The organism is Bacillus sp. iso_77, assembly GCF_056173625.1.
In genome coordinates this window covers 2,540,988-2,564,310 of record NZ_CM149683.1, presented here as the reverse complement: position 1 = coordinate 2,564,310, position 23,323 = coordinate 2,540,988, and the positions used below count along the sequence as shown (strand labels likewise).

General features: G+C 41.8%; 23 protein-coding genes and 2 other annotated features. Of the genes, 20 read left to right on the top strand and 3 right to left on the bottom strand.

The window, feature by feature from the left end:
• The first annotated feature begins 3 nt into the window (after positions 1–3).
• The 7 genes from nrdR to AC0VYC_RS13120 all read left to right on the top strand — a co-directional run bounded on the left by nrdR (position 4) and on the right by AC0VYC_RS13120 (position 7,899).
• On the top strand, positions 4–462 hold the full coding sequence (gene nrdR / locus AC0VYC_RS13150; protein WP_003216720.1) for a transcriptional regulator NrdR: 459 nt from the start codon (positions 4–6) through the stop codon (positions 460–462).
• 99 nt (positions 463–561) lie between these two features.
• Complete coding sequence (gene dnaB, locus AC0VYC_RS13145) at positions 562–1,983, top strand: replicative helicase loading/DNA remodeling protein DnaB (protein WP_017367826.1); 1,422 nt, start codon at positions 562–564, stop codon at positions 1,981–1,983.
• Positions 1,984–2,000: 17 nt separating this feature from the next.
• Positions 2,001–2,930 (top strand): primosomal protein DnaI, encoded by a 930-nt coding sequence (dnaI, locus tag AC0VYC_RS13140; RefSeq protein ID WP_008346034.1) that lies wholly within the window; start codon positions 2,001–2,003, stop codon positions 2,928–2,930.
• A gap of 32 nt (positions 2,931–2,962) precedes the next feature.
• The gene (locus AC0VYC_RS13135) at positions 2,963–3,601 is read left to right on the top strand and encodes a TVP38/TMEM64 family protein (protein ID WP_475388647.1); all 639 of its coding nucleotides are present in this window, start codon (positions 2,963–2,965) and stop codon (positions 3,599–3,601) included.
• 60 nt (positions 3,602–3,661) lie between these two features.
• Positions 3,662–4,531, top strand: a complete 870-nt coding sequence (gene ytxC / locus AC0VYC_RS13130) for a putative sporulation protein YtxC (RefSeq protein WP_039168873.1) — start codon at positions 3,662–3,664, stop codon at positions 4,529–4,531.
• Positions 4,532–4,574: 43 nt separating this feature from the next.
• Positions 4,575–4,822, top strand: a binding site (T-box leader).
• Between the two features lie 44 nt (positions 4,823–4,866).
• Positions 4,867–6,807, top strand: a complete 1,941-nt coding sequence (gene thrS, locus AC0VYC_RS13125; RefSeq protein ID WP_007501674.1) for a threonine--tRNA ligase — start codon at positions 4,867–4,869, stop codon at positions 6,805–6,807.
• A gap of 171 nt (positions 6,808–6,978) precedes the next feature.
• Entirely contained in the window at positions 6,979–7,899 is a 921-nt protein-coding gene (locus AC0VYC_RS13120) for a methyl-accepting chemotaxis protein (RefSeq protein WP_251210898.1), read from the top strand.
• Between the two features lie 55 nt (positions 7,900–7,954).
• Here AC0VYC_RS13120 and AC0VYC_RS13115 read toward each other — a convergent pair whose 3' ends face one another.
• Positions 7,955–8,734, bottom strand: a complete 780-nt coding sequence (locus AC0VYC_RS13115) for an HAD family hydrolase (RefSeq protein ID WP_327861916.1) — start codon at positions 8,732–8,734, stop codon at positions 7,955–7,957.
• Between the two features lie 177 nt (positions 8,735–8,911).
• On the opposite strand from AC0VYC_RS13115, the gene AC0VYC_RS13110 reads away from it, so the two are divergent.
• From AC0VYC_RS13110 to AC0VYC_RS13075, 8 genes are all read left to right on the top strand, one after another.
• Positions 8,912–10,669 carry a LytS/YhcK type 5TM receptor domain-containing protein gene (locus tag AC0VYC_RS13110; protein ID WP_475388644.1) on the top strand — a complete coding sequence of 586 codons (1,758 nt, stop codon included), beginning with the start codon at positions 8,912–8,914 and terminating at the stop codon, positions 10,667–10,669.
• Positions 10,666–11,403, top strand: a complete 738-nt coding sequence (locus tag AC0VYC_RS13105; RefSeq protein WP_475388642.1) for a LytR/AlgR family response regulator transcription factor — start codon at positions 10,666–10,668, stop codon at positions 11,401–11,403. The genes AC0VYC_RS13110 and AC0VYC_RS13105 overlap by 4 nt, the downstream gene beginning before the upstream one ends.
• A gap of 137 nt (positions 11,404–11,540) precedes the next feature.
• Positions 11,541–11,981, top strand: coding sequence for an antiholin-like murein hydrolase modulator LrgA (gene lrgA, locus AC0VYC_RS13100; RefSeq protein WP_041092522.1), 441 nt, complete (start codon positions 11,541–11,543; stop codon positions 11,979–11,981).
• Positions 11,982–11,995: 14 nt separating this feature from the next.
• Positions 11,996–12,691: an antiholin-like protein LrgB gene (gene lrgB / locus AC0VYC_RS13095; protein WP_172673019.1), complete on the top strand. Its 696-nt coding sequence runs from the start codon at positions 11,996–11,998 to the stop codon at positions 12,689–12,691.
• A gap of 128 nt (positions 12,692–12,819) precedes the next feature.
• Positions 12,820–12,951 (top strand) — a sequence feature (ribosomal protein L20 leader region).
• 71 nt (positions 12,952–13,022) lie between these two features.
• Positions 13,023–13,538: a translation initiation factor IF-3 gene (gene infC / locus AC0VYC_RS13090; RefSeq protein WP_024718649.1), complete on the top strand. Its 516-nt coding sequence runs from the start codon at positions 13,023–13,025 to the stop codon at positions 13,536–13,538.
• A 25-nt stretch (positions 13,539–13,563) separates the two neighbouring features.
• Positions 13,564–13,764 (top strand): 50S ribosomal protein L35, encoded by a 201-nt coding sequence (gene rpmI / locus AC0VYC_RS13085; RefSeq protein WP_003216324.1) that lies wholly within the window; start codon positions 13,564–13,566, stop codon positions 13,762–13,764.
• A 31-nt stretch (positions 13,765–13,795) separates the two neighbouring features.
• Positions 13,796–14,155, top strand: a complete 360-nt coding sequence (rplT, locus tag AC0VYC_RS13080) for a 50S ribosomal protein L20 (RefSeq protein WP_007501659.1) — start codon at positions 13,796–13,798, stop codon at positions 14,153–14,155.
• Positions 14,156–14,218: 63 nt separating this feature from the next.
• Complete coding sequence (locus AC0VYC_RS13075; protein WP_008346019.1) at positions 14,219–14,485, top strand: DUF1294 domain-containing protein; 267 nt, start codon at positions 14,219–14,221, stop codon at positions 14,483–14,485.
• A gap of 17 nt (positions 14,486–14,502) precedes the next feature.
• Here AC0VYC_RS13075 and AC0VYC_RS13070 read toward each other — a convergent pair whose 3' ends face one another.
• Positions 14,503–14,907, bottom strand: coding sequence for a hypothetical protein (locus AC0VYC_RS13070; protein ID WP_057079222.1), 405 nt, complete (start codon positions 14,905–14,907; stop codon positions 14,503–14,505).
• 179 nt (positions 14,908–15,086) lie between these two features.
• Between AC0VYC_RS13070 and AC0VYC_RS13065 the strand changes: the two genes are divergently transcribed.
• Positions 15,087–16,175 (top strand): M42 family metallopeptidase, encoded by a 1,089-nt coding sequence (locus AC0VYC_RS13065; RefSeq protein ID WP_017358255.1) that lies wholly within the window; start codon positions 15,087–15,089, stop codon positions 16,173–16,175.
• Positions 16,176–16,524: 349 nt separating this feature from the next.
• Positions 16,525–18,321 (top strand): carbon starvation protein CstA, encoded by a 1,797-nt coding sequence (gene cstA / locus AC0VYC_RS13060; RefSeq protein WP_039168858.1) that lies wholly within the window; start codon positions 16,525–16,527, stop codon positions 18,319–18,321.
• 45 nt (positions 18,322–18,366) lie between these two features.
• Here the strand turns inward: cstA and sspI are convergent, their stop codons facing one another.
• On the bottom strand, positions 18,367–18,588 hold the full coding sequence (gene sspI / locus AC0VYC_RS13055) for a small acid-soluble spore protein SspI (RefSeq protein ID WP_008346010.1): 222 nt from the start codon (positions 18,586–18,588) through the stop codon (positions 18,367–18,369).
• A 113-nt stretch (positions 18,589–18,701) separates the two neighbouring features.
• On the opposite strand from sspI, the gene AC0VYC_RS13050 reads away from it, so the two are divergent.
• The 3 genes from AC0VYC_RS13050 (at position 18,702) to pheT (ending at position 23,286) form a co-directional block, all read left to right on the top strand.
• Positions 18,702–19,445: a TrmH family RNA methyltransferase gene (locus tag AC0VYC_RS13050; RefSeq protein ID WP_475388637.1), complete on the top strand. Its 744-nt coding sequence runs from the start codon at positions 18,702–18,704 to the stop codon at positions 19,443–19,445.
• Between the two features lie 376 nt (positions 19,446–19,821).
• Positions 19,822–20,856: a phenylalanine--tRNA ligase subunit alpha gene (gene pheS, locus AC0VYC_RS13045; RefSeq protein ID WP_008346004.1), complete on the top strand. Its 1,035-nt coding sequence runs from the start codon at positions 19,822–19,824 to the stop codon at positions 20,854–20,856.
• A gap of 15 nt (positions 20,857–20,871) precedes the next feature.
• Positions 20,872–23,286, top strand: coding sequence for a phenylalanine--tRNA ligase subunit beta (gene pheT / locus AC0VYC_RS13040; protein ID WP_039168856.1), 2,415 nt, complete (start codon positions 20,872–20,874; stop codon positions 23,284–23,286).
• The last annotated feature ends 37 nt before the right edge of the window (positions 23,287–23,323 follow it).

Here is a 23,323-nt window from a genome sequence, read left to right as displayed (position 1 = left end):
GAAATGAAATGTCCCACATGTCAGCACCTTGGCACAAGGGTGCTTGATTCAAGACCAGTAGATGAAGGGAAGTCCATCCGTCGGAGAAGAGAGTGTGAAAGCTGTCAATATCGCTTTACGACGTTTGAAAAATTAGAAGAATTGCCATTGATTGTGGTGAAAAAAGAAGGAATTCGAGAAGAATTCAGCCGGGAAAAGATGCTGAGAGGCCTCATCAAAGCATGTGAAAAACGTCCTGTCGCTTTAAAACAGCTCGAGGATGTCTGCTTTAACATCGAGAAGGAATTGCGTAACCAAGGCATGTCAGAGGTGAAAAGCGAGCTTGTAGGGGAAATGGTGATGGACGAGCTGGCGAAAATCGATGAAGTGTCTTACGTCAGGTTTGCCTCGGTTTACCGTCAATTTAAAGATATCAATGTATTTATTGATGAATTAAAAGATTTATTAAAGAAAGAACGCTAAAAAAGAGCTGAAGATTCTTCATGCTCTTTTTCCTGCGTAAAGCGTAAAACGCAAAAAGAGTGTACAATGAAGACAACCGTATTAAGGGAGGATCAGCATATGACAGAGCATTGGAAGGAAGTGCTAGCCGTCGATCCGTATGTCGTCAAAAGCGCTTCATTGCTCGGTGACATCGATAGACAGCTTATTACTCTTTTATATCAGCCGCTTATTGGCATGTCCGCTTTCAGTTTATACATGACGCTGTGGGGAGAGCTGGAACAAAATCGAATGTGGGGGAAACCCGCACCTCACCGTCAGCTGATGGTGATGCTGCAAACGAATTTAAATGATATTTTTGAGGAGCGTTTAAAGCTTGAAGCGATCGGATTACTCCGCACATATGAACAGGAAACGGAAGAAGGCAGACTGTTTACATATGAGCTCGTGCCGCCGCTGAGACCGGATGAATTTTTCCAAGACGGTATGCTGAATGTCCTTTTGTATCATCGGGTAGAGAAAGCAAAATATATGCAGCTTCGTGATTATTTTTCTTATCCAGGAGTTCCTGCTGATGCAAAGAACATCTCCCGATCGTTTGAAGAAGTGTTTCACGTCTTGCAGCCAGGAGAGCGCAAGATGACAGAGGAAATCAATCAGGCGTCATCGCTTGACGAGGGCTACGAATATGTGACAGTTGGCTCAAGTCAGCCTGCACCGCTTTCAGATGAATCTTTTGATTTTGATCTATTGTTAGCAGGCATGTCGGACATGATGATTCCAAGAAAAGCTTTGACAAAGCAAGTGAAAGAGACAATTAAGAAGTTAGCGGTCGTCTATGGCATCACCCCGCTGCAAATGCAAAATATTGTCGCAGGTGCCTGTGGTTCAGATCAGATGATATCAACTGAGGATCTGCGAAAAGCAGCGAGAGACTGGTATCAAATTGAATACAGAGGCGAACAGCCGAAGCTGATTGATCAAAAACAGCCAAGACATTTACGTCACAATGTCACGCAGAATTCAGGTGCAGATGCACCTGATGCGAAATTGATTGAAAAGCTTGATCATATTTCGCCTAGAGAGCTTCTAAAAGATATGGCAGATGGCATTGAGCCGACGTATGCAGACTTAAGAATTGTTGAAGATATTATGCTTGAGCAGCAGCTAGAGCCTGGGGTCATGAATGTCCTGATCTACTATACACTGCTAAAAACGGATATGAAGCTGTCCAAAACATATATGCAGAAAATCGCCGCCCACTGGGTGCGAAAGAAAATCAAAACCGTGGCAGCTGCTATGAAAATTGCAAAAGAAGAAAATAGGCAAATGACAGAATGGGCACAGCAAAAAAATAAGCGTCAATCATATGGATCAGGAAAAGTGATCCGCGAGGAGAAGCTGCCTGACTGGATGAAAGAAGCTGAAACGAAAGAACAGCCAAAAGAACAGACAGATAACTTATCTACAGAGGACCTCGAACGAGAAAAAGAAAAATTGTTAGATCAGTTTAATAATATGAAAAAGTACAATGCACATTAATGTGAGGTGAGATGGAGATGAAACCGATCGGTCGTTCATTTGATCAGCTAAAAGGACGGGTAGATTTTCGCGTGAGATACAATCAGATTAAAGAAAGTGTCCTAGCTGATGAAGATGTAAAAGCTTTTTTAAAGGAGCATCAAGAGGACATCCAAGAAGACATGATCAATCGCAGCTTGAACAGGCTCTTTGAATATGTACAACAATCAAAGGGTTGTTCTTACTGCTTAGAGGAAGAGAATGTAAATGTCATTTTAGACGGGTATCACCCGAAGCTTGTGATCAAAGGTCAGAGCATTGATATTGAATATTCCCCTTGTCCTGTCAAACTGCGGCTTGATAGACAGAAAAAACAGCAAGAACTCATGAAAAGCATGTACATTCCGCAGAATGTTCTTCAAGCGACGTTTGCTGATTTAAATGTGGTTGGAAGACAAGAAGTCATTCAAAAAGTAGGTCAATTCTTGCAAAGTTATGATGAAACAGGTAAGGGAAAAGGCCTCTATTTACATGGAAAGTTTGGGGTCGGAAAAACATTTATTCTGGCAGCAATTGCGCAGCAGTTAGCGGTAAAAGAGTATCCATCTCTCCTTGTATACGTGCCTGAATTTGTGAGAGAGTTAAAAAATTCGTTAGCCGATCATACACTCGAAGAGAAGCTGAATATGGTCAAATCAACACCAATTTTAATGCTTGATGATATTGGAGCAGAGTCGATGACAAGCTGGGTACGAGATGAACTTTTAGGAACAATCTTGCAATACCGCATGGCAGAGCAGCTGCCGACTTTTTTCTCTTCTAATTTCTCACCGAATGAGTTAAAACATCACTTTACGTACTCGCAGCGCGGGGAAAAAGAAGAGGTGAAGGCAGCTCGATTAATGGAACGTATTCTCTACCTAGCTGAACCAGTTCTGCTTGAAGGGGAAAATCGCCGTCATTTATAAAAAGATAGGTCACGTGAAGGGGAGCGGATGAAATGAATAAAAGAAAATGGCTGCTTTTCCTCGTGATTGGCGTCCTAGCTGCTGTGCTATGGTGGCTCAACAAACAGCATTTTCAACTGTCGCCGAAAGATGTGAAGAATTGGATTCTTCAATTTGGGATGCTAGCTCCCTTTGTCTTTCTTTTCTTATCGCTTTTTCGTCCATTTGTGCTTGTCCCTCTCACCGTCTTTTCGATAGCAGCAGGTTTGGCATTCGGCAGTGTCCTTGGGACCATTTATGCCTTAGCTGGTGCGACAGCAGGTGCAACAGGATCTTTCCTGCTTGCCTCAACCTTCCGTTCAAACAAGCAGGAAACCGAATCAAGCAATCGGAAGCTAAAAGCGGTGACGTCCCGTATTCAAGAGCATGGATTTCTTTATATCCTCTTATTACGCATTGCGCCCATTCACTTTGATTTTGTCAGTTATGCCGCAGCAGCTTCACGTGCGAATTATCGTGCATTTGCGGCGGCGACTTTTTTAGGGTTAATACCTGGTACTGTGGCGTTAAATGTCCTTGGATCAAGCTTTGTGAGCGGAAATTATGCCGCCTTAGCGATTGTTTGTTTGATTTATTTGATCTTTATCTCAGTGCCACTGATTTTAAAAAGAAAGATGCCTGATTTATTTTAGGCGTCTATTTTTTATGTTCCCCCCATATATATGTAACAGATGTCGTTAGGGGGGACAAACATGCTTGAAATAATCTTTGAAGATGAATATGATACCGCCGCTTTTTTACATCTTGCTGAACACTTGGACAGTCGGCATCACATTTCGATTCAACAAGGGAAAGACCGGCTTCTCATAGAAGCGAAGAAATCAGGAGAAGCCATAGAGCACATTGTGCGGACATTACTGATTCACTTTTTTTTGGAATGCAAAGAAAATGAACGCATGCGCAGCATCCTTGAAAACACATACTTATTTAAAGATCCAGAAGAGCAGCACCAAATTCTTTCAATCGCCCATAGCATCATGAAAGGGGATCTAGATGATATTCCTGGAATTCATCAAGACCCACCGAGGGAGGATCTGTTAAAAAAAGAGCTTGAGACGATTTCTTTACAGAAAGGTGTTTTTTCCATTGGTTCATTTATGACATTTAGGCTCTCAGCGTATGACAGAAGGCTGAAGAACTATGTTGAAGTATCCATTGAAGAATATAAAATGGAACAAGAATATCAAAACTTTATTCAATCCCTTCGAGACTATGTGATGTCAAGAGAACCTAAGCTTGAAAAAGTACATGTTGTGCATCAGGACCGCCTGATGATTTGGGAATTTCGGTACGCTTCTGAGCGTGATCAAAAACAATACATAGACAGACAGTTTGTAAGAGAGCATCCAATGTATATTGATTCGCAGTTGATTGCACCGCTTGTATCCATTGCGCCACAAAAGATTGACCTATTTACAGATGATACAGGTCACTCGATGGTGCAAACCATTCAAAATATTTTTCAAGAAAGAGTTGAGGTATTCCCTTCTCATTCGTTTCAGGAACAGCATGTTCAATTTGTTCCTAGTCATTTGGAAAAGAAAAGTGAAAAGCTTTCTTGATTTTCACGAAAAAACGTTTTATAATACGGTGTAACTTCATACAGAGACCGTATTGATAAGGACATGAACAAATGAACACCCGCTTAAAGAGAGGGAAGCCGTGGCTGAAAGCTTCCTAGCAGAGGACCATTTGCTTTACCACCTTTGAACATCAGCTGTGAACTGTTTAGTAATAGCTGACGGGAATTCCCGTTATTGAACCACAAGCCGTATTTGCTTTTGACAAAGCAAGCTGCAAATACGGGAAAAAGGGTGGAACCACGATTCCGTTTATTCAACCTCGTCCCTTTCCAGGGGGCGGGGTTTTTATATTGCCAAAAAAGGAGTGACTAGAGATGTCAGAACAAATTCAACTTACATTTCCAGATGGAGCAGTCAAGGAGTTTGACAAAACAGCTACAACAGAAGACATCGCGGCATCAATTAGCCCAGGCCTAAAGAAAAAAGCGCTTGCCGGTAAATTGAACGGCAAAGAAATAGATCTGCGTACGCCGCTGTTAGAAAGTGGAACAATCGAGATCATCACAGATAAGAGTGAAGAAGCGCTCGATATTATGCGCCACAGCACAGCGCATTTACTAGCACAGGCAATCAAACGCATTTATGGAAAAGAGCATCACGTCCAGTTTGGCGTAGGCCCTGTCATCGAAAATGGCTTTTACTATGATGTCGACATCGATGTAGCGATTACACCTGAAGATTTACCAAAGATTGAAAAAGAAATGAAAAAAATCATTAACAGCAATTTGCCGATTGAGCGCATTGAAGTTTCAAGAGAAGAAGCGAAAGCACGCTTTGAAGCAATTGGCGATGAATTGAAGCTAGAGCTGTTAGAAGCAATCCCAGAAGGCGAAGCCGTCACAATTTATGAGCAAGGTGAATTCTTCGATCTATGTCGTGGTATTCACTTGCCGTCTACAGGGAAAATCAAAGAATTCAAGCTGTTAAGCCTTGCAGGTGCTTACTGGAGAGGCGACAGTAACAACCAAATGCTTCAGCGTATTTACGGAACAGCTTTCTTCAGCAAAGAAGAATTAAACGAGCATTTACGTCTGCTTGAAGAAGCAAAAGAGCGTGATCACCGTAAACTAGGCAAAGAATTAAAACTGTTTGCGAACTCTCAAAAGGTGGGCCAAGGTCTTCCGCTCTGGCTGCCAAAAGGGGCCACAATTCGCCGCGTCATTGAGCGTTATATTGTTGATAAAGAAGTACGCCTTGGTTATGAGCATGTGTATACACCCGTTCTTGCGAGTGTAGAATTGTATAAAACGTCAGGCCACTGGGCGCATTATCAAGAAGACATGTTCCCTGTGATGGAAATGGACAATGAAGATCTTGTTCTCCGTCCAATGAACTGTCCGCACCATATGATGATTTACAAAAACGAGCCGCATAGCTATCGCGAATTGCCAATTCGGATTGCAGAGCTTGGTACAATGCACCGTTATGAAATGTCAGGTGCTTTATCCGGCCTTCAACGTGTTCGCGGGATGACATTAAACGATGCCCATATCTTTGTTCGTCCAGATCAAATCAAAGACGAATTCATTCGTACAGTTCGCCTAATTGAAGAAGTGTATCAAGACTTCGGCTTAAATGATTATACGTTCCGCTTATCTTACCGTGATCCAGAAGATACTGAGAAGTATTTTGACGATGATGCAATGTGGAATAAAGCACAGTCTATGCTGAAAGATGCAATGGACGAGCTTGGACATGACTACTATGAAGCAGAAGGCGAAGCGGCATTTTATGGTCCGAAGCTTGACGTCCAAGTAAAGACAGCTCTTGGAAAAGAAGAGACTTTGTCTACTGTACAGCTAGACTTCTTACTTCCAGAGCGTTTCGATCTCACATATATCGGAGAAGATGGAAAACACCATCGTCCAGTTGTCATTCATAGAGGAGTTGTGTCCACAATGGAACGCTTCGTTGCCTTCTTAATTGAAGAATACAAAGGAGCTCTTCCAACATGGCTGGCACCTGTACAATTCCAAGTCATCCCGGTTTCACCATCTGTCCATCTAGATTACGCGAAAAAAGTGCAAGAACGTTTGCAGCTTGAAGGACTGCGTGTAGAACTAGACAGTCGTGATGAAAAAATAGGATACAAAATTAGAGAAGCGCAAATGCAAAAGATCCCGTACATGCTGGTTGTCGGTGATCAAGAAGCAGAAAATGGCGCGGTCAATGTAAGAAAATATGGGGAACAAGATTCAGAAACAATGGACCTCGAAGCTTTTGTGAAACATGCAGTAGCAGAAGCAAAAAAATAATGAAGGCGAACGAAACAGTCAGTGATCTCATCTATTGAGGTTGCTGGCTTTTTTCTTATGGAAAAAAATTCTCCACTAGTGATCCAAGTACGCAAATGATACGTTTAGATAGTACGAAAGTATGGGTAAGTATGTACTATTAGAGAGAGGCAAATTGGGGGAATGAAAGCGATGATTCAAACAACAAACACTTTATCAACACAAGTATTAGAGCAATCAGCTGTGCTTCGTGCGCTAGAACACTCACTGGCGATGATTGAATTTGATGTCACAGGTAAGGTCCTATGGGTCAATGATATTTTTGCAAAAGCCATGAAGTATTCAAAGGATGAAATGATTGGTTTAAAGCATAGACAGTTTTGTCCTCCGCATATTGCAGAAGACGCAAGTTATCAAATGTTTTGGAAGCGTTTGAAGAATGGTCAAGTGTTTCAGGAAAAGGTGCAGAGGATCACGAAGTACGGTGACACCTTATGGCTTGAAGCGACGTATACGCCAGTGCTCGATGAAGAGGGGAATGTAGTGGCTGTCGTGAAAGTGGCAACAGATATTACAGAGAGAGAAAACACAATGAAGCAGGTAGTAGAAGACCTAAAGGATATGTCTGCAAAATTAATGGAGCGAGCGGAAATCGGCATCCAGCATAGTCAAAGTGTAAATGCTTCTTTTGAACATATCGCGAATGAAACTGATCAAAACATGAGTTTGCTAGAAGGGTTAACAGAGCAGGTGGAGTCGATCAGCTCAATTGCTACAACGATTAACAGTATCGCTTCCCAAACGCAGCTGCTCGCATTGAACGCGGCCATAGAAGCTGCGCATGCGGGTTCCTATGGAAATGGCTTTAGTGTCGTCGCAGCAGAAATCCGTAAGCTTGCGACAGATTCAAAGGAAGCGATCGTAAAGGTGGATCGTTATGTGAAGGCGATCCATTTAGAAGTTGAAAAGGTCAGCAACGGAACAAGCCGTGCAAAGACAAGCGTGTTTACAAACCGGGATCTTGTCAAGCAAGCAAGCGAAGAATTCATGAATGTAGGAGAAGCAGCACGCGGCTTAGATCGTCAAGCACAAAGTTTAGCAGCAATTGTATAGCCGAAAACGAAAAAACACCCAATCTCGATCAGGAGAAGGGTGTTTTTCCTATGGTTTATTTTAAAATATCAAACAATTCGTGTAAGTCTTTAATTTCATAATCTGGTGTCACATCTGTTTCATTTTTCTTGCCATGACGATTGATCCAAACGGTTTGGATGCCAGCGCGAGAAGCGCCGAGAATATCTGTTTTTGGATTATCTCCTACCATGATGACGTCATCTTTTGTGAGATTTAACAGCTGAAGGCAGTGCTCAAAGATGCCAGGATCAGGCTTTCCTTTTCCGTAATCTCCTGAAATCACAATTTCATTAAAGTAAGGGGCAAGTTCCGGAACACCTGCAAGTTTTTCTTTTTGCAGACTAGGATCTCCATTTGTTAAAAGGAGTAATTCATAAGTGCCCTTCAGGCGCTCTAAAACAGGGTACGTTTCTTCATAGACATACGGGCGTTTTCTGCGCTCTGCTGAGAAGAAATCTGCTAAGTATTGACCAAATGCTTCATCGTCAATTCCTGCCTCTTTTAAGCCGTTCGTCCAAGCATTTTTGCGATACTCTGGTGCAAGGGCGTTCAGCTTTTGAAAGCCTTCGCTAATCGGCTCACTAAAATTAGACCACAGTCCTTCAAAAGGATTAATGCCAATCATAACAGTATAATCATATGTTTCATAAGAAGAGTATAGCTTTCTTGCTTCTTCACGCACAATCTGTTCAAACGATTCTGGATCAAGTCCATATTTCTTTTCCGCTTCCCTGCATGTTTCCTGAAAAGTGGTATGAATGCTTTTTTCATCCCAAAGCAAAGTATCATCTAAATCGAAAAATACGGCTTTCATGATCTTCTCCCTTGTTATGTATGTAGTTACCCTCAATTGCATGTGACAGGCTCATGTTCATTTTACAATAGAAGGAGAGGGCAATAAAGAAAAGATTTGAGAGATTTTTGAGCATTGACCGTGCATGATAGAATAGATAGACAGTAGATATCACATACATCAATTGAGGTGGCCGGTTTGCTTCATTTAATTATTATGATGATTGAGCGTGTAGGAATCATCGTTATTTTGGGATTTGTGCTTGCCCATGTCAAGGGCTTTCGCAATCTCTTACTACATAATCAAGGGTTTCGAAAAAAGGCAATCCTTGTCTTTATCTTTGCTTCTTTTAGTATCATCAGCAATTACACTGGAATTGAAATCCAGCAGCAGATTGTGATGAACCACGAATTTTCATATCACTTAGGCTCATCAAGTTCTATCGCCAATACGAGAATTATGGGGATCGAAATGGGCGGCTTAATAGGGGGGCCGTTTGTTGGGATTGGTGCTGGGCTTTTAGCTGGCATTCATCGCTATTCACTAGGAGGGAGCACCGCGCTTAGCTGTGCAATTTCTTCCATTTTAGCCGGTGTGATTGCAGGCTATGTCGGCAGGCGATTTAAGCGGAAGAATCGAATGGTCACACCGCGGCAAGCAGCGATTTTTGGTGTAGCGATGGAATCTTTACAAATGGTCATTATCCTTCTGTTTACGAAGCCATTTGCTGATGCTTGGGGCCTTGTGAGTATTATTGCGCTGCCAATGATCTTTGTGAATGGAATCGGGAGTTTTATCTTTTTATCTATTTTACAGTCAGTGATTCGTCAGGAAGAGCAGGCAAAAGCGATGCAGACGCATCGGGTATTTTCTATCGCAGATCAGACACTTCCTTATTTCCGGCAAGGGCTAAACGAACAATCATGTAAAAGTGTGGCAGAAATCATTCATCGTTTAACAGAAACAGATGCTGTCTTCTTAACAGATACGGAAAAGATTTTAGCGCATGTCGGTGATGGAACAGATCATCATATTCCATCGAAAAGCCTGATTACAGGACTGTCTAAGCAAGTGTTGATAAGTGGGAAGATTATGAAGGCGCACTCAAAAGATGAAATCAATTGTTCAGTCGCCCACTGCCCGCTTGAAGCAGCCATAGTGCTTCCTCTCACGTCTAATGGTCAAACAATTGGAACATTAAAAATGTATTTCAATTCTCCAGTCGGATTAAGCAGAGTAGAAGAGGAGCTTGCAGAAGGTTTGGCGATGCTCTTTTCCACACAGCTTGAGCTTGGGGAGGCTGAGACCCAAAGCCGTCTGCTGAAAGATGCAGAGATCAAGGCGCTTCAGGCCCAGGTGAATCCGCACTTTTTATTTAACTCCATTAACACCATCTCCGTTTTGTGTAGAACGAATGTAGAGATGGCAAGGAAGTTGCTACTACAGCTGAGTATTTATTTTCGATCGAATTTACAAGGTGCTCGCCAGCTGCTTATTCCAATGCATAAAGAAATTCAGCATGTGGAGGCTTATTTATCACTGGAGCAAGCGAGATTTCCAAATAAATATCTAGTGACCTTTCAAATTGAAAAAGAGCTGGAACAGGTCATGATCCCTCCCTTTGTGCTTCAAGTGCTTGTTGAAAATGCAGTGAGACATGCTTTTCCTAAACATCAAACAAATTGTGAAGTCATCGTATCCGCTTTGATAAAAGATGGGCATGTCTATATGAAAGTCACAGATAATGGCCAGGGGATTGAAGACGACAAGATGGCTCAATTATTAAAATCGCCAGTTGAATCAAAAGAAGGAACAGGTACAGCACTTTATAATTTAGACCAGCGGCTAAGAGGAATTTTTGGCCGGCCAGCTGCTTTATCCATTCATAGCGGCAATGGTACTGACATCTCATTTCGCATTCCAATGGATTATGTAAAAAAGGATGATTCTCGTTGATAAAGGTATTGATTGTAGATGATGAAGTTTTAGCAAGAGACGAATTAAAATATTTGTTACAAAGAACAAAAGAGAATGTTCAAATAGAGGAAGCGGAAAATATAGAATCTGCTTTTGACCGGATGGTCGATCATAAGCCCGATTTGCTCTTTTTAGATATCGATTTATCAGGCGAGAATGGGTTTGATATTGCCAAAAGACTCAACCGAATGTCTGATCCGCCGGCGATTGTATTTGCTACAGCATTTGATCAATATGCGCTGAAGGCGTTTGAGGTGAGTGCACTAGATTACTTAACAAAACCTTTTGATGAAGAGCGGCTGTTGCAAACGATGCAAAAGTTTAAGAAGTGGAAAGCTATTGAGACGCAGGAACCGTCTCTTTCAGAAGACAAATTTTCTCACAACCAAAAATTAGCGATCTCTGTCGATGAGTCTATTGTGATCTTGCAGGTTGACGAGATTATGTATGTAGGGCTTAGTGAAGGAAAAAAGGTTGTGAAAACAAGAGATCATATGTATGAGGTGACAGAACCGCTTGTGGTCATTGAAAAGAAATTACCTGAGGCTTATTTTATGAGAGTTCACCGAAGCTATATCGTCAACACGTCTCATATGAAAGAAGTGCAGCCTTGGTTTAATTCAACGTATAATCTTCATATGACAGACGGGTCTATCGTCCCTGTCAGCCTAACATATGCGAAAGAACTAAAGAAGTCGCTCCTATTAGAATAGGGCGGCTTTTTTCATTTGCATTTCAATCCTCATTTTCTGCATTTCAGTCAGGATATTAGGTGAGTTTTATTGTAAACGCTTCATTTGTTTGTTTCATGCCATATACTGAGGGCAGTCGAAGAAAGAGGTGAAAGGGCATGAGTGCCACAAAAGTATATGGATTTCTATCTCAAGCATTTATCTTTGCAACGGTAATGTTCGTTTCTAATCTCATTTCAATGTATTTACCGATTCCGATGCCAGCATCTGTTATTGGTTTGGTTCTATTATTTATTTTATTAACAACAAAGATTGTGAAACTAGAGCAAGTAGAGCAATTAGGTAGCTCATTGACAGGTCTTATTAGTTTTCTATTTGTTCCTTCTGGTATCTCAGTCATTCAATCATTAGGTGTCATGCAAGAAGTAGGGGTACAGGTAGTGGGTGTGATTATCATTGCAACCATTATGTTACTTGCCGCCACTGGGCTGTTCTCTCAGCTTCTGATGCAGTTATCAGAAAGACCACAGCGTCAAAAGACAAAGGAGAGCAAATCCACTCCTTCTCATTCAAATAAACCAGCTTCAACTACGCATTAAAGGAGAGGTGTAAGATGGGTACAAGTACTATGAGTCCTTATTTTGGCATTGTCGTCTCATTAGTGGCCTTTGGAATTGGCACATTTTTATTTAAAAAGTCTAAAGGTTTCTTCTTATTCACCCCGCTATTTGTTGCCATGGTGTTAGGCATTTTGTTTTTGAAAATTGGCGGTTTTTCCTATGCAGATTATAATGAAGGCGGTAAGATTATCAAGTTTTTCTTAGAGCCTGCGACCATCGCGTTTGCGATTCCTCTTTATAAACAGCGAGCACTGCTGAAGAAATACTGGTGGCAAATTCTATCCGCTATTTTTGTCGGCTCACTTTGTTCTATTACGATTGTTTATGTAGTAGCAAAAGGGATTCATCTTGATGCTGCTGTTATGAAAAGCATGCTCCCACAAGCAGCGACGACAGCGATTGCTTTGCCAATTGCAAAAGATATTGGCGGAATTGCAGATATTACAGCCTTTGCAGTCATTTTTAATGCGGTGATTGTCTATGCGCTAGGTGCCTTCTTCTTAAAATTGTTTCGGATTAAAAACCCAGTGGCCAAAGGCCTTGCACTTGGTACATCTGGACATGCGCTTGGCGTTTCTGTTGGGATTGAGATGGGGGAAGTGGAAGCGGCAATGGCGAGTATCGCTGTGGTGGTAGTAGGGGTTGTCACCGTAATTGTCATCCCAATCTTCTTGCAATTGATTCTTTAATCGCAGCATTGTTTGAAAAAAGCTTGCCCAAATCGTTTCGTCATGCTAAAATGAAAAAGTTGTTTCAAGAGTTCGGTTACTTGACGGACAAATGAAAATTGTGTAGAATAGTTAACGAATTGAATAGATATCACAAGCAGAAGCACCCGCTTCTCACCTGATTGACACATGTTTGTAGTTGACAGGTTGACCGTACATTTATTTTTTCATGCAAATGTTCGCAGTGTGGGTGTTTTATATGCCCACACTTTTTGTTTGCCTGTAAAACATACAACGAAATGGTCAAAATGAATTGTGAACTCAATTCAAAATCTCATGGAGGTGGCTCACTATTAGCAAAGATCAATTAGTTAATGAAGGTATTCGTGCGCGTGAAGTTCGTTTGATCGGACAAAATGGCGATCAGCTGGGGATTAAAACCCGCCAGGAAGCTCTGGAAATTGCTACGAAAGCCAATCTTGACCTTGTGTTAGTTGCTGCAAACGCAAAACCACCTGTTTGCCGAATCATGGACTACGGTAAGTTCCGATTCGAACAACAGAAGAAGGAAAAAGAGGCACGTAAGAATCAAAAAATCATTAGCTTAAAAGAAGTTCGGTTGAGCCCGACAATCGATGAACATGATTTTAACACGAAGCTCCGTAATGCAATCAAATTCCTTGAAAAGGGAGATAAAGTGAAAGCTTCTATCCGCTTTAAAGGCCGTGCGATTACGCATAAAGAAATCGGACAGCGCGTGTTAGACCGTTTCTCTGAAGCTTGCGCTGAAGTAGCAACAGTAGAAACAAAACCTAAGATGGACGGACGCAGCATGTTCCTCATGCTTGCACCAAAAGTCGAAAAGTAAAAGTAACAGAGGGAGGAAACATCCAATGCCAAAAATGAAAACTCACCGCGGATCTGCTAAACGTTTCAAAAAAACAGGTTCTGGTAAACTTAAACGTTCTCATGCGTACACAAGTCACTTGTTCGCTAACAAATCTACAAAGCAAAAACGTAAATTGCGTAAGAGCGCAATCGTAAGTGCTGGAGATTTCAAACGTATCAAACAACAACTTGCAAACATCAAGTAATCTGGAATAGGAAACATAGGAGGGAATTACAATGCCAAGAGTAAAAGGCGGAACTGTGTCGCGTCAGCGTCGTAAAAAGGTTCTTAAATTAGCAAAAGGTTATTTCGGTTCAAAACATAGATTATATAAAGTAGCAAACCAACAGGTGATGAAATCTGGAAACTACGCTTTCCGTGACCGTCGTCAGAAAAAACGTGACTTCCGTAAACTATGGATCACTCGTATCAATGCTGCAGCTCGTATGAACGGTCTTTCTTACAGCCGTTTAATGCATGGCTTAAAGCTTTCTGGTATCGAAGTAAACCGCAAAATGCTTGCTGATCTTGCTGTGAATGACCTAAACGCATTCAACCAGCTTGCTGATGCTGCAAAAGCACAACTAGACAAGTAAGTCATATAAAAGATCATTCCGCCAAGGAGTGATCTTTTTTTCTCATCATGTGAGGTGAAATCAATGAATATCGCTCTGATCGTGCTGCTCATCTTGGTCAATGTCTATGGGTTTTGTCTCATGGGAGAGGATAAACGCCGGGCGAAAGCACACAAATGGAGAATATCAGAAGCGCACTTATGGAGTGCTGCAGTACTTTTTGGTGCTGCTGGGTCATTTCTTGGCATGCAGTATTTCCGTCATAAAACAAAGCATCCTGCCTTTCAAATGGGTATGCCTGCTTTAATTGTTGTCCAATTGGTGATATTGGTCTATCTCAATCTCATCTGAAAAGGGAGCAGACGCCGTTAAATCGGCGTGTCTGCTCCCTTTTTTTGTTTGATTTTTTTGATGGGCTGATCCCAATCAATTTTTGTTTGAGGATACCGTTCAATGATGTTTTCCTCAAGTTTTTCAAAGTCTTCTAATGTGAATTCATTTAGCTTCTCAGGTGACTCCGTCCAAACGTAAATGGAGTGGACAAACAGAGGATGATCCTTAGAAGGAACATGCTTCTCCCCTTCAAACAAGACACCTTTATAGACGAAATTAAAATTTTTACGGGCATTTTGCTGTTCGTCCATAAAATAAAAGCCTTCTTTTAATTGTGCTTGTTTCAGCTTTCTTCTCGGGTTTGAGAAGAATTTTACCGCCATGTAGAAAATATAGACAAGCAATGCAACAAGAGCAAGTCTAATGAGGATGACAAACATGACAGGATGCACCTCCAATACCGTTATCTGATGTACTACGAATGAGAAAGACAAAAGGTTTCAACTTTTTTTTAAAAAATATTTCGATTAACGAAAAAATATTCATAAAAAGATCGTATTGAACGAAAGAGGTTTTGTATAATAAGAATGCACCATGAAGAAAAAGGAGGATACACAGAATGACAAAACTAGATCAAACATTAACTATGCTGAAAGACCTAACGGATGCAAAAGGGATTCCAGGAAATGAACGTGATGTAAAAAAAGTCATGCAGTCATACATAGAAACATATGCGGATGAAGTCTCTACAGACCGCCTTGGCAGTTTAATTGCTAAGAAGGAAGGAAATGCAAACGGGCCTAAAGTGATGCTTGCTGGTCACTTAGATGAAGTAGGATTCATGGTGACAAAAATCGATGACAAAGGCTATATTCGTTTTCAAACGGTCGGTGGCTGGTGGTCACAAGTTATGCTGGCGCAGCGTGTCACCATTGTGACGAAAAAAGGAGACATTACAGGTGTGATTGGTTCTAAACCGCCACATGTCTTATCACCAGAAGCACGAAAGAAATCAATCGAAATCACAGATATGTTCATTGATATTGGGGCTTCGAGCAAAGAACAGGCAATGGAATGGGGCGTCCTCCCTGGAGATCAAATCGTACCTTACTTTGAGTTTACGGTAATGAATGACGAAAAAATGCTTCTTGCAAAAGCCTGGGACAACCGTATCGGCTGTGCAGTAGCGATTGATGTCATGAAGAATTTAAAGGATACTCAGCATGAAAATATTGCATACAGTGTAGCAACTGTCCAAGAGGAAGTTGGCTTGCGAGGAGCTAAAACAGCTGCAGCTACCATCCAGCCTGATATTGGATTTGCTATTGATGTTGGAGTAGCAGGTGATACACCAGGTATTACTGAAAAAGAAGCAACAAGCAAACTTGGCAAAGGACCAACGATTGTCGTATTCGACGCTTCCATGGTTTCTCATAAAGGGCTTCGCGATTTTGTTGTCCAAACTGCAGATGAATTAAACATCCCTTATCAATATGATTCCATGCCAGGTGGAGGAACAGATGCTGGAGGTATTCACTTAACAGGTCATGGCGTTCCATCACTATCCATCGGGATTCCAAGCAGATATATTCATACCCATGCAGCCATGATTCATCGAGATGATTATGAAAATGCGGTGAAGCTTTTAACAGAAGTCATCAAAAGACTTGATCAAAAAACGGTCGAACAAATTACGTACGGTTCTTAATGATGAAACCTTTCCTCAGTATGGGGAAAGGTTTTTTAATTGCGTTGAATTTCCCAGGAAATGAAATCTGGAATGTAAGTTGTGTCAAAAGAACTGTTTTCAGTAAATGAAGTGATATTTTTCTAGTGAGGAAGGCACATGTGATCCATCTTGTATTTATGTAAGATGAAATCAATAAAAAGGACAGAGCCAATTGAGGCTCTGTCAAAAGAGAGTTTATGGAAGTAGGTGAAGCTTATTTTAGATTAAATCAATTATTCCTATTTGTCAACTTGGTTTTAAAAGAAAGAAAAATCACTCAATTTATGTTATATTTGTAACAAATTGTTTATACAAAGGGGATGGTTAAATGAATGCGGTTTCAATTGTGATAGGATCGATGTGTATTTTAGCGATTGCCTATCGCCTCTATGGCACGTTTATGATGGTGAAGGTATTAAAGGTCACAGATGATCATCCTACACCGGCTCATGCACTCGAGGATGGGAAAGATTATGTGCCAACAAACAAATGGGTCACATTTGGGCATCACTTTGCTGCAATTGCCGCTGCTGGTCCATTAGTTGGTCCGATTTTAGCCGCACAATTTGGGTATTTACCTGGTCTCCTTTGGCTCTTAATTGGAGCGGTGATTGGCGGAGCTGTTCATGATCTTGTGGTCTTGTTTGCTTCGATGCGAAAAAAGGGGAAATCACTATCCGAGGTAGCGAAAGAGGAGCTTGGTCCTGTGGCAGGATTTTGCACAGGGCTCGCCATGTTATTTATTATTACAATTACAATGGCAGGACTGTCCATGGTTGTGCTTCATGCTTTAGAACGAAATCCTTGGGGAACCTTTGCAGTTGGTATTACCATTCCAATAGCGATGGGAGTCGGCCTTTATTATAAAAAGACTGGCAATTTAAAGCTGGCGACATCTGCGGGATTCATATTACTGATGTTGGGGGTATTCCTTGGGCCGAATATTCAAGGAACAGCACTTGGAGATTTGTTAACACTTGATACAAAAACGCTTGCTCTTGCCCTGCCAATCTATGCTTTTTTTGCTGCGGCCCTGCCGGTTTGGTTGCTTTTGGCACCAAGAGACTATTTAAGCAGTTTTATGAAAATTGGTGTTTTCATCGCGCTGATTGCGGGAATCTTTGTGGTTAATCCAACCATCCAATTTCCGGCGTTTACGGAGTTTGTAAATGGAGGAGGGCCTGTCTTAGCTGGACCTGTATGGCCTTTTATTTCGATTACCATTGCTTGTGGTGCGATTTCTGGTTTTCATGCATTTGTTGGCTCTGGCACAACGCCAAAAATGCTAGATCGTTGGAGTGATATGAAGCCGGTTGCGTTTGGCGCGATGCTCGTAGAATGTTTAGTGGGAATCATGGCGTTAATTGCCGCTACTGCGCTTCATCCGGGAGATTATTTTGCAATTAATAGTACACCTGAAGTGTTCCGTACGCTTGGTATGAGTGTCGAGAATCTTCCTCAACTAAGCAAAGAAATCGGTCTTGACTTAGAAGGAAGAACAGGTGGAGCTGTTACATTAGCTGTAGGGATGGCGTACATCTTTACGGGTATTCCGTTCTTTAGTCATTTGGCCTCTTATTTCTTCCAATTCGTGATTATGTTTGAAGCCGTCTTTATTTTAACGGCGATTGACGCAGGAACCCGTGTCGCGCGATATTTGATCCAAGACTTCTTTGGAGAAGCATATAAACCGCTGAAACGAAATGACTGGGTACCAGGGTCAGTCTTTGCAAGTGCACTTGCTTGTTTTATGTGGGGATACTTGCTTTACTCTGGAGACATTGGATCCATTTGGGCACTCTTTGGCGTGTCAAACCAATTAATGGCCTCGGTCGGATTAATCATTGGGGCGACGGTTGTATTAAAAATTGCGGATAAAAGACGGTATATGTTGACTTGTTTAATTCCACTTGCTTACTTATATGTGACGGTGAATTATGCGGGTTATTGGATGGTTGCGAATGTCTATCTCAATCCTGAAGCATCTGGCTACAGTGTACTGAACGCCGTGCTTTCGATGATTATGCTGATTTTAGGTTTTGTCATTATCGTGTTCGCTATTAAAAAATGGATCGAGATTTGGCGCGATCCAGCTCTTCGAATGGAGACGCCAATCACTGGCTAAATGAACAAAGCCGGCTTGCTCATAGATAAGCAAACCGGCTTCTTGTTATTGCTGATGCTCAGGCTTTAAGCCCTGCTCTAATGTTTCAAGAATTTCATTTTTTTCATCTTCTGATGCCTCTTGCCATAACACCTCAAACAAAACGCCAAGCCCTGGCAGCATTTTTTCCTCGCCACTTTGAATCGCATCTAAAATCGTATGCTCAAGCTGCTCTTGATTATGGCCAGTAATGTTTTGAATCACTGCGCCTCTTAAATTAAAATCCATTGCCCACACTCCTTTTTTGATGGTGATAGCCCTATTCTGTCTCAAAGACAGGTTTATTATGTAGTGTGCTTGAGATATAATAAATTCATGATATTTAAAGGAGTTAAAGTCGCTTGAAATATATAGAATCAGCTAAAAACGCACACATTAAACAATGGAAAAAGCTCCATACAAAAAAAGAAAGAACGAAAACAGGGCTATTCCTTGTTGAAGGAAAACACTTAGTAGAAGAAGCATTGAAAAGCGGGGTTGTAAAAGAGTTAATGGTCGCAACGCCTGACATGCTCCCTGCTGACATCGAGCCTGACATTGAGCTGTATGAATTAAGTGAAGAGGCTTTTACTGCGATGACGGAAACGGAAACACCTCAGCAAATCGCAGCGGTTTGTACAATTCCTGTATTTGAGGAGAAAAAGTATGAACGAATGCTTCTGTTGGATGCAGTGCAGGATCCGGGGAATTTAGGCACACTCATTCGGACAGCAGATGCAGCGGGGCTTGATGCTGTGATTCTAGGGGATGGAACCGTTGATGCGTTTAACGGAAAAACGCTCCGTTCAGCACAAGGGTCTCATTTTCACCTGCCTATCTTCAAACAAACACTACAACAGACAATTCTAGCATTAAAGGCGCAAGGTATACCCGTATATGGGAGTGCTTTAAAAGATGCGAAAGAGTATAGACACATAGCATCAGAAGGTCCATTTGCGTTAATTGTAGGCAACGAGGGAGCAGGTATTGATCCAGAGATTCTTCAAATGACAGATCAAAATTTATATGTTCCAATGTACGGACAAGCGGAATCATTAAATGTGGCTGTGGCAGCAGCGGTTCTTGTCTATCATTTGCGCGGATAGTGTTGCATCACGTCCTATTTTTCACTATAATGAAACTAATATTTTAAAAACCATGATAGAGGAAGATTGTTTCACGGAGCGTCCTATTAGGGAGAATGCATCGTAGACTGAAAGTGCATTTAAGGAATGCTGAAACAGGAATTCACCTCTGGAGTTGTCACCGGGACCGCAGGTTTTGCGTAAAGGTGAACCGGATTCGTTTGATTCCGTTATGTCAATGAAGCTTATTCGCACATATATTTGTGCTTAACAAGGGTGGTACCGCGACCACAACTCGTCCCTTCTTTTTTGGAGGGGCGGGTTTTTTTATTGTCTTCAAACAATCAAACACCCGTTTATTCAGACGGTTTTGTATATTAAAAGGAGGATAACACTCATGCAAGAAACGTTAAAACAGCTTGAAACAGAAGCGATAGCGAAGGTAGAAGCAGCCAGCTCGCTCAAAGAAGTCAATGATATTCGTGTTCAATATTTAGGGAAAAAAGGTCCGATTACAGAAGTGCTGCGCGGAATGGGCAAGCTTTCCGCTGAAGAAAGACCAAAAATGGGCGCACTTGCAAATGAAGTGAGAGAGCAGATTGCTGGTGCCATTGCTGAAAAAAATGAGCAGCTAGAAGCAGAAGAAGTGAAAAAGAAACTGGCTTCTCAAACCATTGATGTCACATTACCAGCAAGTCCGATCAAAATTGGGGCAAGACATCCATTAACGATTGTCGTAGAAGATATTGAAGATTTATTTATCGGCATGGGCTATACCGTTGAAGAGGGCCCAGAGGTGGAAACAGATTACTATAACTTTGAAGCGCTCAATCTTCCAAAAGAACATCCGGCACGTGATATGCAGGACAGCTTCTATATTACTGAAGACACACTCATGAGAACGCAAACATCACCCGTTCAAGCACGTACACTTGAGAAATATAAAGGCCAAGGCCCTGTGAAAATCATCTGCCCTGGTAAGGTGTATAGACGTGACAGCGATGATGCCACTCACTCCCATCAATTCATGCAAATTGAAGGACTTGTGGTCGATCACAATATTAGCATGAGTGACCTCAAAGGAACGCTTGAGACAGTCGCAAGAAAAATGTTTGGTGAAGATCGTGAAATTAGACTGCGCCCAAGCTTTTTCCCATTCACAGAACCTTCCGTTGAAGTTGATGTGTCATGCTTTAAATGCGGCGGGAAAGGCTGTTCTGTATGTAAAGGAACAGGCTGGATTGAAATTTTAGGTGCAGGAATGGTACACCCGAATGTATTGAAAATGAGCGGATTTGATCCAGATACTTATCAAGGCTTTGCTTTTGGAATGGGTGTTGAACGTATTGCGATGCTGAAATACGGCATAGATGACATTCGTCATTTCTACACAAATGATATTAGATTCACGAAGCAATTTAAGCAGGACTAAGAGGAGGAAATCAACATGTTTGTTTCATATAAATGGTTAGAGGACTATGTCGATTTAGAAGGCATTCAGCCGGATGAATTAGCAGAGAAAATCACAAGAAGCGGAATTGAAGTGGAAGCCGTTGAGTATAAAGGCGAAGGCATCAAAGGTGTTGTCGTTGGACACGTCATTGAACGTGAACAGCATCCGAATGCGGATAAATTAAACAAATGTCTTGTTGATATCGGCGAAGACGCACCGGTGCAAATTATATGTGGGGCTCCAAATGTGGATAAAGGACAGCATGTGGCCGTCGCAACGGTTGGTGCAGTCCTTCCTGGAAACTTTAAAATTAAAAAAGCAAAACTGCGCGGTGAAGAGTCTCATGGCATGATTTGTTCTCTGCAAGAATTAGGCGTAGAGAGCAAGCTCGTACCAAAAGAATATGCAGAAGGTATCTTTGTTTTCCCGAATGACGTGAAACCAGGAGATGATGCCCTTCAAGCGCTTCAATTAGATGACGCGGTACTTGAACTTGGCTTAACACCAAACCGTGCCGATGCCCTTAATATGCTAGGAGTGGCTTATGAGGTTGCTGCCATTTTAGGGAGAGACATCAAGCTTCCTGATACAGCGCATGACACTTCTTCTGAAAAAGCAGCAGACTATATTTCTGTTAAAATTGAGGATCAAGAAGCGAATCCACTTTATGCAGCGAAGATCATTAAAAATGTAAAGATTGGACCAGCACCACTTTGGATGCAAACAAGATTGATGAATGCAGGTATCCGCCCAATTAACAACGTCGTGGATATTACGAATTTTGTCTTACTTGAATACGGTCAACCTCTACATGCCTTTGATTATGACCGGTTTGGTTCAAAGCAGGTGGTCGTTCGTAAAGCGGCTGAAAATGAAATGATTCAAACTCTGGATGAACAAGAACGTACATTGTCTTCGAAGCATCTTGTCATTACAAATGGCACAAAAGCGCATGCTGTTGCAGGTGTCATGGGCGGTTTTGAATCAGAGGTGCGTGATGAGACGACAACGATTCTTTTAGAAGCGGCATATTTCAACGGTCAAACCGTCCGTCAAGCATCTAGAGACTTAGGGCTTCGCAGTGAATCAAGCACACGATTTGAAAAAGGGCTCGATCCGCAGCGGACGAAATCAGCAGCCGAAAGAGCAGCGCAATTGATCAGTATGTATGCAGGTGGCGAAGTGCTAAGTGGTACAGTTGAGGAAAACCACCTTGAAACAAGTATGAATGTCATCCACGTATCAACTGAGCGTGTGAACAAGGTGCTTGGCATGAGCATTTCAAAAGAAGATATGATTCAGATTTTCAACAAACTAGGCTTTACTGTGGGTGAATCAAATGATGTGCTTGTCGTAACGGTTCCTTCCCGCAGAATGGATATTACGATTGAAGAGGACCTCATTGAAGAAGTCGCGAGATTATACGGATACGACAATATTCCATCTACACTGCCTGCGACAGCTGGTACCGTTGGCGGTCTCACGCCATACCAAGTGAAGCGCAGAAAGGTGAGACGTTTCTTAGAGGGCGCAGGGCTTTCTCAAGCGATTACGTATTCATTAACGAATCAGCATAAGTCCACAGCCTTTGCTTTAAATTCAGCTTATCAAACAAGACTTTCCCTGCCAATGAGTGAGGAACGCAGTGTGCTGAGACAAAGCCTTCTGCCAAACTTACTTGATTCTGTCGCATATAACTTAGCAAGACAAGCTGATTCTTTTGCCTTTTACGAAACAGGTTCTGTTTTCTTAGCGGAAACGGAAGGCGCAAAACCAGTAGAGAAAGAGCATGTGGCAGGTGCTCTGACAGGTCTTTGGCATAAAAATCTTTGGCAGGGCGAGAAAAAAGCTGTCGATTTTTATGTAGCGAAGGGTATTGCAGAAGGGCTGTTTGAAAAGCTTGGTGTATCAGAAGAGATCACGTATGTTCAAGCAGAGCGTGAGGGCCTTCACCCAGGACGTACAGCCGATGTTCATTTAAATGGAAAAGTGATTGGCTTTGTAGCTGCACTTCATCCAGTAGTGGAAAAGGAATTAGATTTAAAAGAAACGTATGTATTTGAATTTGATTTAACAGATGTAATGACGTCTGAAACAGAGGATATGAAATATACGGCTATTCCGAGATTCCCAGCAGTGACAAGAGACATCGCACTTGTCGTAGATCAGCATATTTCAAGCGGACAGCTTGAGCAAGTCATTTATGAAGCTGGCGGCCAATTGCTCACAGACCTTTCCGTCTTTGATGTGTATGAGGGTGAGCATATGGAAGAAGGCAAGAAATCTGTTGCATTCTCTCTGCAATATTTAAACCCAGAACAAACGTTGACCGAGGAAGAAGTCACGGCTGTTCATACAAACGTATTGAAAGCATTAGAAGATACGTATCAAGCCGTCTTGCGCGGATAATAAAAAGAGCTATCGCTTTATGCGCGATAGCTCTTTT

What these genes read in the sequence shown, in the direction of transcription:
- AC0VYC_RS13135 (WP_475388647.1), top strand. Translation starts at nt 2,963, where the DNA reads ATGAATAAAAGAAAATGGCTGCTTTTCCTCGTGATTGGCGTCCTAGCT.
- thrS (WP_007501674.1), top strand. Translation starts at nt 4,867, where the DNA reads ATGTCAGAACAAATTCAACTTACATTTCCAGATGGAGCAGTCAAGGAG.
- cstA (WP_039168858.1), top strand. Translation starts at nt 16,525, where the DNA reads ATGAATGCGGTTTCAATTGTGATAGGATCGATGTGTATTTTAGCGATT.
- lrgA (WP_041092522.1), top strand. Translation starts at nt 11,541, where the DNA reads ATGAGTGCCACAAAAGTATATGGATTTCTATCTCAAGCATTTATCTTT.
- nrdR (WP_003216720.1), top strand. Translation starts at nt 4, where the DNA reads ATGAAATGTCCCACATGTCAGCACCTTGGCACAAGGGTGCTTGATTCA.
- rplT (WP_007501659.1), top strand. Translation starts at nt 13,796, where the DNA reads ATGCCAAGAGTAAAAGGCGGAACTGTGTCGCGTCAGCGTCGTAAAAAG.
- AC0VYC_RS13070 (WP_057079222.1), bottom strand. Translation starts at nt 14,907, where the DNA reads ATGTTTGTCATCCTCATTAGACTTGCTCTTGTTGCATTGCTTGTCTAT.
- ytxC (WP_039168873.1), top strand. Translation starts at nt 3,662, where the DNA reads ATGCTTGAAATAATCTTTGAAGATGAATATGATACCGCCGCTTTTTTA.
- pheS (WP_008346004.1), top strand. Translation starts at nt 19,822, where the DNA reads ATGCAAGAAACGTTAAAACAGCTTGAAACAGAAGCGATAGCGAAGGTA.
- AC0VYC_RS13115 (WP_327861916.1), bottom strand. Translation starts at nt 8,734, where the DNA reads ATGAAAGCCGTATTTTTCGATTTAGATGATACTTTGCTTTGGGATGAA.
- AC0VYC_RS13065 (WP_017358255.1), top strand. Translation starts at nt 15,087, where the DNA reads ATGACAAAACTAGATCAAACATTAACTATGCTGAAAGACCTAACGGAT.
- lrgB (WP_172673019.1), top strand. Translation starts at nt 11,996, where the DNA reads ATGGGTACAAGTACTATGAGTCCTTATTTTGGCATTGTCGTCTCATTA.
- dnaI (WP_008346034.1), top strand. Translation starts at nt 2,001, where the DNA reads ATGAAACCGATCGGTCGTTCATTTGATCAGCTAAAAGGACGGGTAGAT.
- sspI (WP_008346010.1), bottom strand. Translation starts at nt 18,588, where the DNA reads ATGGATTTTAATTTAAGAGGCGCAGTGATTCAAAACATTACTGGCCAT.
- dnaB (WP_017367826.1), top strand. Translation starts at nt 562, where the DNA reads ATGACAGAGCATTGGAAGGAAGTGCTAGCCGTCGATCCGTATGTCGTC.
- rpmI (WP_003216324.1), top strand. Translation starts at nt 13,564, where the DNA reads ATGCCAAAAATGAAAACTCACCGCGGATCTGCTAAACGTTTCAAAAAA.
- AC0VYC_RS13075 (WP_008346019.1), top strand. Translation starts at nt 14,219, where the DNA reads ATGAATATCGCTCTGATCGTGCTGCTCATCTTGGTCAATGTCTATGGG.
- pheT (WP_039168856.1), top strand. Translation starts at nt 20,872, where the DNA reads ATGTTTGTTTCATATAAATGGTTAGAGGACTATGTCGATTTAGAAGGC.
- AC0VYC_RS13120 (WP_251210898.1), top strand. Translation starts at nt 6,979, where the DNA reads ATGATTCAAACAACAAACACTTTATCAACACAAGTATTAGAGCAATCA.